This is a genomic window from Kitasatospora sp. YST-16, from assembly GCF_026802215.1.
GTDB classification, from domain to species: Bacteria; Actinomycetota; Actinomycetes; order Streptomycetales; family Streptomycetaceae; genus Kitasatospora; species Kitasatospora cineracea.
Genome location: NZ_CP113837.1, coordinates 2,266,101 through 2,278,949, shown reverse-complemented (window position 1 = coordinate 2,278,949; position 12,849 = coordinate 2,266,101). Strand labels below are relative to the sequence as shown.

Genomic DNA, 12,849 nt, shown 5'->3' with positions numbered 1-12,849 from the left:
GGTTAACCATCGATAACCCGACTGTCTACGATGGGCAGCATGCCCAACCGCTCCACCGCCCCCGCGCTCCCACGCCGTGACCAGATCCGGAAAGAGGCAGCCAGGCTGTTCGCCGCGCGCGGCTTCCTCGGGGTCGGCGTCGACGAGATCGGCAAGGCGGTCGGTATCAGCGGCCCCGGCCTGTACCGGCACTTCGCGGGCAAGGACGCGATGCTCGCCGACCTCCTGGTCGGCATCAGCGAGCGCCTGCTCGACGAGGGCCGCCGCCGCGAGGGCGAGGCCGCCGGGCCGCGCGCCGCGCTGGACTCCCTGATCGACGGGCACATCGACTTCGCCCTGGACGACCGGGACCTGATCACCCTCCACGACCGCGAGCTGCTCCACCTCAAGGAGGACGACCGCCGCCGGGTCCGCCGGCTCCAGCGCGGCTACGTCGAGCTCTGGGTCACGGTGGTGCGCGAGGCGTTCCCGCCGCTGGCCGCGCCGGAGGCGGAGCCGGTCGCCCGCGCCGCCGTGCACGCGGTCTTCGGCCTGCTCAACTCCACCCCGCACAGCGCCGCGCCGCAGCCGGCCCAGAACGCGCAGGGGGCCCAGGCCGACTCCGGCCCCGAGCGCTCCGGGCTGGCCCGCGACAGCATGGCGGCCCTGCTGCGCGCGCTCGCCCAGGGGGCGTTCGCGGCGGCCGCCGCAGAGGTCGGTCAGGCCGGGCCGGGCGCCTGACCCACGGGCCGGACGACGCCGCCCCGCGAGCGGGTGCCGACCCCTCGCGGGCGGCCGGGGTGAGGCTGGCTACACCCTCCGCCTAGGACGATCGGCTGATCCAGGTCTAGCCGATCGCCCGAGGCGCACCACCGCGCAGCACGGGCAACCTGTAGACGGGAAGGAAGCTCGACCCGAGGTCGTTCAGCTTCCCATGCGCCCCTCGAATCCGATGGACGCTCAACCGGCCGAATGGTTAGCATCACTAAATATGCCCGAGACTCATGGTTTCCCAGAGCGAAGTTGGCTCCGCCGACTCGGTGGCTACTGCTGGCGCTACCGTCGCAACCTGCTGCTCTCCTTCGGAGCGTCGCTGGTGGGCATGGCGGTCACCGCGATCGTCCCGCTCATCACCAAGCTGATCATCGATGACGTGATCACCACGCACAGCCGTCCGCTCACCCCGTGGGCGGTGCTGCTGCTGGTCGCGGCAGCGGTGGTGTTCCTCTGCACCCAGATCCGGCGCTACTACGGCGGCCAGCTCGCGCTGGACGTCCAGCACGACATGCGGGCCGACCTGTTCCGCTCGCTGACCAGGCTCGACGGCCACCGGCAGGACCGGCTGGACACCGGACAGGTGGTCGGCCGGGCCACCTCCGACCTGCAACTGGTCAACGGCCTGCTGTCGATGCTGCCGATGATGACGGGCTACGCCCTGATGTTCGGCATGTCGCTGGTGGTCATGCTCTGGCTGTCCCTGCCGCTCACCCTGATCGCCCTGGTGATGGGCCCGGCCCTGTGGTGGCTGGCCACCCTCAGCCGCAAGCGCCTGTTCCCCGCCACCTGGGCCGCCCAGCAGCAGGCCGCCGAGGTCGCGGGCGTGGTGGACGCCGCGATCGGCGGCGTCCGGGTGGTCAAGGGCTTCGGCCAGGAGGCCCAGGAGCGCGGCAAGCTGGAGCGCGCCTCGCGCGAGCTGTTCGCGGCCCGGCTGCGGTCGATCAAGCTGAACGCCCGCTACACCCCGGCCATGCAGGCCGTCCCCGCGCTCGGGCAGGTCGCGGTGCTCGCCGTCGGCGGCTGGCTGGCCGTCCGGGGAGACGTCACGCTCGGCACCTTCGTCGCCTTCTCCACCTACCTGGCGCAGATGACCGGCCCGGTGCGGATGCTCGCCATGGTGATCACCGTCGGCCAGCAGGCCCGCGCCGGAGTGGAGCGCGTCCTGCAGTTGATCGACCAGCGCCCGCTGGTCTCCGACGCCCCCGACGCCCGCCCGCTCGACCCGGCCGCAGCCCCGTCCGGCACCCCCGCGCTGGAGCTCGACCGGGTCGACTTCCACTACCGCGCCGAGGAGCACCCCGAGCCGGGCAGCGTCCCCGACGGCGTCCCGGTGCTGGAGGGCCTCAGCCTGCGGCTCGCCCAGGGGGAGACGCTGGCCCTGGTCGGCGCGTCCGGCTCCGGCAAGTCCACCGTCGCCCAGCTGGTGCCCCGCTTCTACGACCCCACCTCCGGCACGGTCCGGCTGTTCGGGCAGGACGTCCGCGAGGCCACCCTCGACTCGGTGCGCGCCGCCATCGGCATCGTCCCCGAGGAGAGCTTCCTGTTCTCCGAGAGCGTCCGGACGAACATCGCCTACGGGCACCCCGACGCCACCGAAGAGCAGATCGAGGCCGCCGCCCGGATCGCCCAGGCCGACGGCTTCATCCGGGAGCTCCCCGAGGGCTACGACACCAAGGTCGGCGAACAGGGCCTCACCCTCTCCGGCGGCCAGCGCCAGCGCATCGCGCTCGCCCGGGCCGTCCTCACCGACCCGCGCATCCTGCTGCTCGACGACGCCACCTCCGCGGTCGACCCGCAGATCGAGGCGGAGATCCACGACGCGCTGCACAGCGTGATGGCCGGCCGCACCACCCTGCTGATCGCCCACCGCCGCTCCACCCTCCAGCTCGCCGACCGGATCGCCGTCCTGGACGCGGGCCGGCTGATCGACCTCGGCACGCACGAGGAGCTCACCGCCCGATGTCCGCGCTACCGGTCGCTGATCACCGACCCGGAGGCGCTGGCCGCCCCCGCCCCGGCGGCCGAAGCGGAGACCACGGCACCGGCCACCGCGGCCGAGACCGCCGCACCGGCCGCCGAGAAGCCCGGCGCGGACGCCGAACTGCTCGCCAAGGTCGCCGCCCTGGCCCCCGCGACGGACACCCCCGACATCCCGGTCGAACAGGCCGAGGCCGCCGACCCCGGGTTCGGCCTGGCCCGGCTGCTCGCCCCCTTCCGCCGCCCCCTGCTGCTCGCCCTGCTCCTGGTCGCGCTGGACACCGCCGCCGGGCTCACCCTGCCCGTCCTGATCCGGCACGGCATCGACGACGGCGTCAGCAAGGCCGCGATCGGCGGCGTCGCGGTCGCCTCCCTGCTGGCCCTCGTCGTGGTCCTGCTCGACTGGCTGGTGCAGGCCACCGAGAGCCAGGTCTCCGGCCGCACCGGCGAACGCGTCCTCTACACACTGCGGCTGAAGATCTTCGCGCACCTCAACCGGCTCGGCCTCGACTACTACGAGCGGGAACTGACCGGCCGGATCATGACGCGGATGACCACCGACGTCGACTCCATCTCCTCCTTCCTGCAGACCGGCGTGGTCACCGCGGTGGTCAGCGTCTTCACCTTCTTCGGCATCTTCGCCGCCCTGATCGTGATCGACCCCGGCCTCGCTCTGGTGGTCTTCGCAGTGCTCCCGCCGCTGGTCATCGCCACGCTGGTGTTCCGCAAGAAGTCCGCCCAGCAGTACCAGGTCTCCCGGGACCTGATCAGCACCGTCAACGCGGACCTGCAGGAGAACGTCGCCGGCATGCGGATCGTGCAGGCCTTCCGCCGACAGGACACCAACACCGAGCGGTTCGTCGAGCGGGGCCTCGCCTACCGCCACGCCCGGGCCAGGGCCCAGCTCTACATCTCGCTGTACTTCCCGTTCGTGCAGTTCCTCTCCAGCGTCGCCTCCGCCCTGGTGCTGATCGCCGGAGCCTCCCGGGTCGACGACGGCACCCTCACCATCGGCGCCCTGGTCGCCTACCTGCTCTACATCGACCTGTTCTTCGCACCCGTCAACCAGCTCTCGCAGATCTTCGACGGCTACCAGCAGGCCGCCGTCGGCCTCGGCCGGATCCGCGACCTGATGCGCACCCCCACCAGCACCCCCCAGGCCGAACACCCCGTCCCGGTCGGCCCGCTGCGCGGCGAGATCGACTTCCGGAACGTCAGCTTCGCCTACAACGGCGGCGGCGAGGGCAACCCCGAGGTGCTCTCCGGCATCGACCTGCACATCCCGCCCGGCCAGACCGTCGCCCTGGTCGGCGAGACCGGCGCGGGCAAGTCCACCCTGGTCAAACTGGTCGCCCGGTTCTACGACGCCACCGGCGGCACCCTCCGGGTGGACGGCACCGACCTCACCGGCTACGACCTGGACGGGTACCGGCACCGGCTCGGCGTCGTCCCGCAGGAGGCCTACCTCTTCGCCGGGACGGTCCGCGACGCCATCGCCTACGGCCGCCCCGAGGCGAGCGACGCCGAGGTCGAAGCGGCAGCCAAGGCGGTCGGCGCCCACGACATGATCACCCGGCTGACCGGCGGCTACCGCCACCAGGTCGCCCCCCGGGGCCGCAACCTCTCCGCGGGCCAGCGCCAGCTCATCGCCCTCGCCCGCGCCGAACTGGTCGACCCCGACATCCTGCTCCTCGACGAGGCCACCGCCGCACTCGACCTCGCCACCGAAGCCGCCGTCAACCACGCCGCCGACCGGCTCAGCGGCGGACGCACCACCCTGGTCATCGCCCACCGGCTCACCACCGCCGAACGCGCCGACCGGGTCGTCGTCCTCGACCACGGCCGAATAGTCGAGGACGGCACCCACACCGAACTGCTCGACCGCGACGGCGCCTACGCCAAGCTGTGGAGCGCCTTCATCGCGGAGGGCCACCCGACACCCGCCCTCGGCTGAGCCGTCGATTCGTCGATCCGCTGAGCCGTCGCGGCCGACGGCTCCCGCGCCCGCCCCCGTGAACCGGCGGGCGCGGAACGGCAGATACGGGGAGGTGGGAGTGGGAGGGCCACCGGCCACCACCGCCGGCGGCACGCCTGGTACACAGAACGGGCGACCGATCGAGGGGACGGGAGCACCACCCCGTCACCCGGTCGGGAGGCCACGCCCATGCGCCCACGCGCGTTCGCGCCGCCCACGGTCGCCCTCTACGCGGCCGGCCAACTGCCCGCCCACCTGCTGCCCACCCTGGTGGGCCGCCTCGCCGGGGCCGGTCCCGCCGTCCGCCGAACCGTCGTCCACCCCGCCCAGGCGCACCCCACTGACGTGCGCCCCACCGCCGCCCGCCCCGTCGTCCGGATCCCGGAGCAGCGCCGGCCGGTGCCGACCGCCCACCCGGACGGGCACCTGGACCGCAGCCGCACCGCCCGCTCCGGCTACGCCTTCAGCAGCGCCCGGAACAGCGCCTCCAGGTCCACCCCGGACGGCAGTTCGCTGACCTGACCGTCCCCGACCTCCACCACCCGCCACCGGTCGGCCCCGGTCGTCGGCTCCCCGGCGTCCGCCGGTCCGGCCCCGGCGCGGAGGGCCAGGTCGGTGGTGACGAACCGGCAGCCCAGCCGGCGGACCAGCGGGCGGACGGCGGACAGGTCGGGTTCGATCCGGTGCGCGGGGCTGTCGGGGTGCGGCCCGACCAGCACCGGCTCGCCGTCCAGCCACCAGACCCGGGCCTCCTCCGCCCGCCCGTCCGCGGCCCGCACGAACCGCTCGAAGCGGCGCACCACCAGCCCGCCCGCCAGGAACTCGCCCTGCAGCTCCGCGAAGCGCGTCGCCACGCGCTCCAGCGCGTCGAGGTCGGCCAGCTCCGGCACGTAACAGGCCTCGGCCCACTCGTGCTTGCGGGACTTCACGTAGTCCTTGACCACCGCGGGCCCCCGCCCGCCCAGGGCCGCGGCGGCCTCGGCCAGCGCGCGCCGGTCCCAGCCGGTGCCGGGCAGCCAGCTGCTGGCGGGCGTCAGCGGTTCGAACGTCCGGTACCAGCCGGGCAGTTCATGGGCGGTCGCGTAGGCGGCCGGTCCGGTCAGCAGCGGGCGGCCGAGGGCGGCCAGGGCCGCGGCGAGTTCGGCGTACCGGGCGGTCGGGACCATCCAGCCCCGGTACCACAGCGGTCCCGGACCGGCCGGAACGCGGCGGACGGCTGCCCCGACGTCCCCGGCGAGCAGCGCGTCGTGGTCGAGCAGGACGTGGCCGCCGCCCACCGCCCGGACGGCCTGGGCCTCCCAGGCGAAGTGCGGGTCCACCCGGCGGGGGAGGAGCGGGTCGGACGGAAGGATGACGGCGGGTTCGACCATGCGGCTCAGATTAGGTCCACCGATCGGTGGAGGGGCCGGAAATCCCTTGGCCTCGCCCGGAGATCAGCCCGAAAACCCGATCGACACCCCGTTCCGGCCTCTGTCAGGGTGACCGCATGGGATGGATCACAGCACGTCGGAGACGCACGGGTGAGCGGCTCCCCCGGCAAGCGGCGCGGACGGTGGTGCTCTCACCGGAGGGCGAGGTGTTCCTGTTCCGGTCGGACAACTCCGAAGTCGGGGTGCACTGGAACGCCCCGGGCGGCGGCCTGGAGCCGGGGGAGACCCCGGTCGAGGGGGCCCTCCGGGAACTGCACGAGGAGACCGGCTGGACCGACCTCCGGCCCGGCGCACTCGTCTGCACCTGGGAGCACGACTTCACCTGGCACGGCACCCCGGTCCGCCAGCACGAGCACATCTTCCTGACCCACGGCCCGCGGCGTGAGCCGGGAGACGTGGCGGCGGTCCACCGGGTCGACGGCATCCTCGGCTGGCACTGGTGGACACCGGCCGAACTCGCCGCGCCGGACGCCGACCCGCTCTGGCCGCCGAACCTGTCCGGCCTGCTCACCGCCATCCGGGCCGCGGCACCCGACCCGATCGAACCCGTCCACCTCGGCCACGTCCCCAACCCCGACCGCAGAAAGGGAAACTGACGAGCACGCAACCGTCGAACGACCGCGCGACGTGCGCGGACCGGTTCAGCGGAGCTGGCGCCGACCCCTCCGGCGCCCGCGAGCCGCCGGTATCTCGGCCTGCCAATCGCGCAGCCCGAGCTCCCGGTCGTGCACCGCCTCCGGGTTGATCACCACCGACAGCCGCGCCGAACGGAGCTCCTCCGGGCCCAGCCCGGTCGAACGCTGCAACTGCTCGGTGGGAACCGACACCGCGATGGCCGGCCGCCACTCCGGCAGTACCACCTGGCAGGTGCCGGAACCGAACCGCAGCAACTCCGCCGACACCCGGCGGTCCGGAGCCCGCCCGCCCTGGCCACTGCTCTCGCCCGACCCGGGCGACCCACCGATCAGCACCCCCATCGGCACCCCGACCAGATCCACCGGCACACCACCGGCCCCAGCCCCGGCCGCAGCCTCCGCCGCTGCCACGCGGAACCCGTCCGGCGCCGCCGGCACCGCCCGCACCTGACTCAACCGCCGCGAAGGCGCGGGCCGCCGCTGCGGACGCGCCGGCCCCGCCGGGCCGCCGACGCCCCAGGCCCCCGGCGACCACTCGACCACCCCGGGGGCCACCACACCCGAGCTCACACCCGCGCCCGTACTCGCTCGCGCCTGCGCCCCCGTGTCCGGGCCCTCGCCGTCCGTCACCGGTCCGTCCGTCACCGGTCCGCCCGGCGTCGCCGGCCCGGGTGGCACCCAGTCGTACCCGGCGCCGCGGCCCGCCGAACCCGCCTGCACCGCAAGGCGGTCGGCGTCAGCGTGCGGCCGGTCCGACGCGTTCTGTTCGCGCGAGGTCATGGCTGGGCCCCTCCGGATTCTGAGCTCGCCCGATCCTGCACCACCGGCGCGCGTCGGGCCAAGGGACGTACGTGCACACCCGATGGTTCCCGTCCGCAGGGCCAAACCCGTTGCGGGCCCGAAGCGCCGGGCTATGGTGGGAGGCATGTCTCTCACGTCATGCCTGCGCTGGTGGCCGTCCTAGGACGGCCGTCCCCCACGCATGACTCCAGGGCCGTCCGCAAGGGCGGCCCCGGCGCGAGCACCTCGGACGGACCAGGGCCCACCCCGGCGGGCGGCCACCAGCCGCAACCGAGGAGCCCACCCGCCATGACCACCACCACCACCTCCGCCCCCGACACCGCGAACCCGCTGGTCGCAGCCACCGCCGCAGGACACCACCGGATCCTGACCGGCGACCGGCCCACCGGGCCGCTGCACCTCGGCCACTACTTCGGGACGCTCCGGAACCGGGTCGAACTCCAGTCACGAGGGCTCGAGTTGATGATCGTGATCCCCGACTACCAGGTGATCACCGACCGGGACCGCGCCGACCGCCTCTCCGAACACGCGGAGAACCTGGTGCTCGACTACCTGGCCGCCGGCGTCGACCCGGAGCGCGCGACGATCTTCACCCACAGCGCCGTCCCTGCGCTCAACCAGCTGATGCTGCCCTTCCTCAGCCTGGTCAGCGTCGCCGAACTCTCCCGCAACCCCACCGTCAAGGACGAGATCACCCACTCCCGGCAGGCCGCCGTCAGCGGGCTGATGTTCACCTACCCCGTCCACCAGGCCGCCGACATCCTGTTCTGCAAGGCCGACCTCGTCCCGGTCGGCCAGGACCAACTGCCGCACCTCGAAGTCACCCGCACCGTCGCCCGCCGCTTCAACGACCGCTACGCCCCGCTGTTCCCCGAACCGCAGGCCCTGCTCTCCCGCGCACCCCTGCTCCTCGGCACCGACGCCGGCAAGATGAGCAAGAGCCGCGGCAACGCCATCGCGCTCGGCGCCGACGAGGACGAGACCGCCCGGCTACTCCGCGGCGCCGTCACCGACCCAGACCGCCACATCACCTACGACCCCGAGAACCGCCCCGGCGTCTCCAACCTCCTGCTGCTCACCGCCCTCTGCCAGGACCGCGACCCGCATGCCGTCGCCGAGGAGATCGGCAACGGTGGCGCCGCCCTGCTCAAGCGCACCACCACCGAAGCGGTCAACGAGTACTTCCGCCCGCTGCGGGCCCGCCGCGCCGAACTCGCCGCCGACCGCACCGTCCTGCGCGAAGTCCTGCACGCCGGAAACGCCCGCGCCAACGCCATCGCCGACCGCACCCTCGCCGAAGTGCGCACCGCCATGGGCACCTTCTGACCCCCGACCCACCGCGCCCCAGGCTGCCGACGCCCCGGTACCCGGTCTCCGGGGCCGTCGGCAGTCTGACGGGGCGACAGCGGCAGCACCGGGATGGGCCGTTCCCGGACGGGGGATACCGTCAGCGGGCGGAACAACGGCCGGCCGCTCCGCCGAGCCCACCGCCGTCCGTCCCCGCCCGTTTCCGTTCGCCCTCACCCGCCCCCGTTCGCGCTCCCCGAAGGAGTACCGGATGTCCCTGCGCCCGCTCCGCCCCGGCGACCGGGTCGCCCTCGCCGCCCCCAGCGGCGCGATCGACCCCGCCCGACTCGACCTCGGCATCGACATCGTCCGCTCCTGGGGCCTGGACCCGGTGGTCCTCCCGCACCTCCGCGACACCCACCCCACCCTGCCGCACCTGGCCGGAGTCGACGCCCACCGCGCCGCCGACCTGCAGTCCGCCTGGCTCGACCCCGACATCGCCGCCGTCCTCTGCGTCCGCGGCGGCTTCGGCGCGCACCGGATGGTCGACCTCCTCGACTGGGACGCGATGCGGGCCGTGCTGCCGAAGCCCCTGGTCGGCTTCAGCGACATCACCGTCCTGCACGAAGCCGTCGCCCAGCGGCTCGGCGCCCCCACCCTCTACGGCCCGATGCCCGGCACCACCGTCTTCAGCACCGACCCCGCCACCGCCGAACACCTGCGCCGCACCCTCTTCGAACCCGCCACCACCACCGTCCTCACCGGCCCCGACGCCACCCCCCTCGTCCCCGGACGGGCCCACGGCGTCCTGATGGGCGGCTGCGCCTCCCTGCTCGCCGCCGACCGCGGCACCCCCGGCGCCCGCCCGTCCTTCGCCGGCGGCCTGCTCATCCTGGAGGACATCAACGAGCAGCCCTACCAACTCGACCGGATCCTCACCCAGCTCCGCCGCAGCGGCGCCCTCGACGGACTGGCCGGCGTGGTCCTCGGCTCCTGGGACGGCTGCGGCCCGCTCGACGGCGTCCGCGCCGTGATGCTCGACCACTTCGGCGACCTCGGCATCCCCGTCCTGTGGGAGCTCGGCTTCGGCCACTGCCCGTCCTCGATCACCGTCCCGCTCGGCGTCCCCGCCACCCTCGACGCCGACGCCGGCACCCTCACCCTCGACGCACCCGTTCTCAGCGCCCCTACTGGCGCGTAGGGTGCGATCCATGCACGTCGAAGGCACCCCCAGCACCGCCCCCGCCACCGAGCAGCCCGCCACCGCGGAGCAGGCAGTGGCCCGGGCCCTCGGCCTGCTCCGCGGCCCCGGCAGCGGCACCGGCCGGACAATCCTCGGCCTGACCGGACCGCCCGCCGCCGGAAAGTCCACCCTCGCGCACCTCCTGATCGACGAGATCAACCGCCACGAGGGCCCCGACACCGCCGCCTACCTCCCCCTCGACGGCTTCCACCTCTCCAACGCCCAGCTCGACCGCCTCGACCTGCGCCCCCGCAAGGGCGCCCCCGAGACCTTCGACGCCCACGGCTACCTCGCCCTCCTCCGACGTGTCGCCACCGACCGCTTCCACGCCGTCTACGCCCCCGACTTCGACCGCACCCTCGACGAACCCGTCGCCGCCCGCCACCTCATCCGCCCCCACACCCGTCTCGTCATCACCGAGGGCAACTACCTCGCCGCCCCCACCACCCCCTGGACGGACGCCCGCGCCCTGCTGCGCGAACTCTGGTACGTCGACGCGGACGAGACCACCCGCGACACCCGCCTGCTCGCCCGCCACACCACCGGCGGCCAGGACCCGACGACCGCCCGCCGGCGCATCGACAGCAACGACCGCCCCAACGCCGCCTACGTGGCGACCACCCGGGCGGCCTGCGACTGGGTGGTCCACCCGAGCGAGTTTGCACCTGCCCGCCAATCGGCGTAGTGTTCACTAGTCGCTCGGCAGGGAGCACCGGACACGCATCTGTGTGGACGGTCCCGGGGCGGCCAATCCCTTGAGAAACCAGTTCGATGATCCGTGACGGGTCGCGTGTCTTTCGCGTCCCCGTTCGTATTTTCGGCGTGCGCTTTTTCGGAGATTGCGGCCGATTCGCTTTCAGGAGCGGGGATCGGCTAGAGTTTGAAACGTCGGACGGGGCGTCAAGCCGCAGAAGACGAAAGCGAGTCGGGAAAGAGCACAAGCTCGGATCTGATAAGCTGGAAACACGAAAGAACGAAGCGCCCGGAGGGTCCGCAGGAATGCGGTCCGAAGGAAGTGTCCGTTCCTTGAGAACTCAACAGCGTGCCAAAAGTCAACGCCAGATATGTTGACATCCCCGGCCTCGACGTCTTGTCGGGGTTGGAGATTCCTTTTGAAGTAAAACACTAGCGAGGACGCAGTGCGCGGGGCCGCCTTATTCCGGTGGTTGCTGTGCCGCTCCCTGTGAAGACATTCACGGAGAGTTTGATCCTGGCTCAGGACGAACGCTGGCGGCGTGCTTAACACATGCAAGTCGAACGGTGAAGCCCTTCGGGGTGGATCAGTGGCGAACGGGTGAGTAACACGTGGGGAATCTGCCCTGAACTCTGGGACAAGCCTTGGAAACGAGGTCTAATACCGGATACGACCGTCTCCCGCATGGGGGTCGGTGGAAAGCTCCGGCGGTTCAGGATGATCCCGCGGCCTATCAGCTTGTTGGTGGGGTAACGGCCCACCAAGGCGACGACGGGTAGCCGGCCTGAGAGGGCGACCGGCCACACTGGGACTGAGACACGGCCCAGACTCCTACGGGAGGCAGCAGTGGGGAATATTGCACAATGGGCGAAAGCCTGATGCAGCGACGCCGCGTGAGGGATGACGGCCTTCGGGTTGTAAACCTCTTTCAGCAGGGAAGAAGCGCAAGTGACGGTACCTGCAGAAGAAGCACCGGCTAACTACGTGCCAGCAGCCGCGGTAATACGTAGGGTGCGAGCGTTGTCCGGAATTATTGGGCGTAAAGAGCTCGTAGGCGGCCTGTCGCGTCGGATGTGAAAGCCCGGGGCTCAACCCCGGGTCTGCATTCGATACGGGCAGGCTGGAGTGTGGTAGGGGAGATCGGAATTCCTGGTGTAGCGGTGAAATGCGCAGATATCAGGAGGAACACCGGTGGCGAAGGCGGATCTCTGGGCCATTACTGACGCTGAGGAGCGAAAGCGTGGGGAGCGAACAGGATTAGATACCCTGGTAGTCCACGCCGTAAACGTTGGGAACTAGGTGTTGGCGACATTCCACGTCGTCGGTGCCGCAGCTAACGCATTAAGTTCCCCGCCTGGGGAGTACGGCCGCAAGGCTAAAACTCAAAGGAATTGACGGGGGCCCGCACAAGCAGCGGAGCATGTGGCTTAATTCGACGCAACGCGAAGAACCTTACCAAGGCTTGACATACACCGGAAACGTCCAGAGATGGGCGCCCCTTGTGGTCGGTGTACAGGTGGTGCATGGTTGTCGTCAGCTCGTGTCGTGAGATGTTGGGTTAAGTCCCGCAACGAGCGCAACCCTTGTTCTGTGTTGCCAGCGAGTAATGTCGGGGACTCACAGGAGACTGCCGGGGTCAACTCGGAGGAAGGTGGGGACGACGTCAAATCATCATGCCCCTTATGTCTTGGGCTGCACACGTGCTACAATGGCCGGTACAAAGGGCTGCGATGCCGCGAGGCGGAGCGAATCCCAAAAAGCCGGTCTCAGTTCGGATTGGGGTCTGCAACTCGACCCCATGAAGTTGGAGTTGCTAGTAATCGCAGATCAGCATGCTGCGGTGAATACGTTCCCGGGCCTTGTACACACCGCCCGTCACGTCACGAAAGTCGGTAACACCCGAAGCCGGTGGCCTAACCCGTCAGGGGAGGAGCCGTCGAAGGTGGGACCAGCGATTGGGACGAAGTCGTAACAAGGTAGCCGTACCGGAAGGTGCGGCTGGATCACCTCCTTTCTAAGGAGCACACGGCAGCTTCGGGCGAACGTCCCGG

General features: G+C 71.5%; 9 protein-coding genes and 1 rRNA gene. 8 read left to right on the top strand and 2 right to left on the bottom strand.

What is annotated here, in order from left to right:
* Positions 1-39: 39 nt before the first annotated feature.
* From OU787_RS10285 to OU787_RS10275, 3 genes are all read left to right on the top strand, one after another.
* Positions 40-720, top strand: coding sequence for a TetR/AcrR family transcriptional regulator (locus OU787_RS10285; protein ID WP_030462101.1), 681 nt, complete (start codon positions 40-42; stop codon positions 718-720).
* Between the two features lie 250 nt (positions 721-970).
* Complete coding sequence (locus tag OU787_RS10280) at positions 971-4,687, top strand: ABC transporter ATP-binding protein (RefSeq protein WP_268659167.1); 3,717 nt, start codon at positions 971-973, stop codon at positions 4,685-4,687.
* Positions 4,688-4,897: 210 nt separating this feature from the next.
* Positions 4,898-5,230 (top strand): hypothetical protein, encoded by a 333-nt coding sequence (locus OU787_RS10275; protein ID WP_268659166.1) that lies wholly within the window; start codon positions 4,898-4,900, stop codon positions 5,228-5,230.
* Here the strand turns inward: OU787_RS10275 and OU787_RS10270 are convergent.
* On the bottom strand, positions 5,164-6,078 hold the full coding sequence (locus OU787_RS10270) for an ATP-grasp domain-containing protein (protein ID WP_268659165.1): 915 nt from the start codon (positions 6,076-6,078) through the stop codon (positions 5,164-5,166). The genes OU787_RS10275 and OU787_RS10270 overlap by 67 nt on opposite strands.
* Positions 6,079-6,194: 116 nt before the next feature.
* Here OU787_RS10270 and OU787_RS10265 point away from each other — a divergent pair, with 116 nt between their 5' ends.
* Positions 6,195-6,734, top strand: a complete 540-nt coding sequence (locus OU787_RS10265) for an NUDIX hydrolase (protein WP_268659164.1) — start codon at positions 6,195-6,197, stop codon at positions 6,732-6,734.
* A gap of 45 nt (positions 6,735-6,779) precedes the next feature.
* On the opposite strand, the gene OU787_RS10260 is transcribed toward OU787_RS10265, so the two are convergent.
* Positions 6,780-7,553 (bottom strand): hypothetical protein, encoded by a 774-nt coding sequence (locus OU787_RS10260; RefSeq protein ID WP_268659163.1) that lies wholly within the window; start codon positions 7,551-7,553, stop codon positions 6,780-6,782.
* 309 nt (positions 7,554-7,862) lie between these two features.
* Between OU787_RS10260 and trpS the strand changes: the two genes are divergently transcribed.
* The 4 genes from trpS (at position 7,863) to OU787_RS10240 (ending at position 12,812) form a co-directional block, all read left to right on the top strand.
* Complete coding sequence (trpS, locus tag OU787_RS10255; protein WP_268659162.1) at positions 7,863-8,900, top strand: tryptophan--tRNA ligase; 1,038 nt, start codon at positions 7,863-7,865, stop codon at positions 8,898-8,900.
* Between the two features lie 232 nt (positions 8,901-9,132).
* Positions 9,133-10,062 carry a S66 peptidase family protein gene (locus OU787_RS10250; protein ID WP_268659161.1) on the top strand — a complete coding sequence of 310 codons (930 nt, stop codon included), beginning with the start codon at positions 9,133-9,135 and terminating at the stop codon, positions 10,060-10,062.
* Between the two features lie 10 nt (positions 10,063-10,072).
* Complete coding sequence (locus OU787_RS10245; protein ID WP_268659160.1) at positions 10,073-10,789, top strand: nucleoside/nucleotide kinase family protein; 717 nt, start codon at positions 10,073-10,075, stop codon at positions 10,787-10,789.
* A 507-nt stretch (positions 10,790-11,296) separates the two neighbouring features.
* Positions 11,297-12,812 (top strand): 16S ribosomal RNA (locus tag OU787_RS10240).
* Positions 12,813-12,849: the final 37 nt, after the last annotated feature.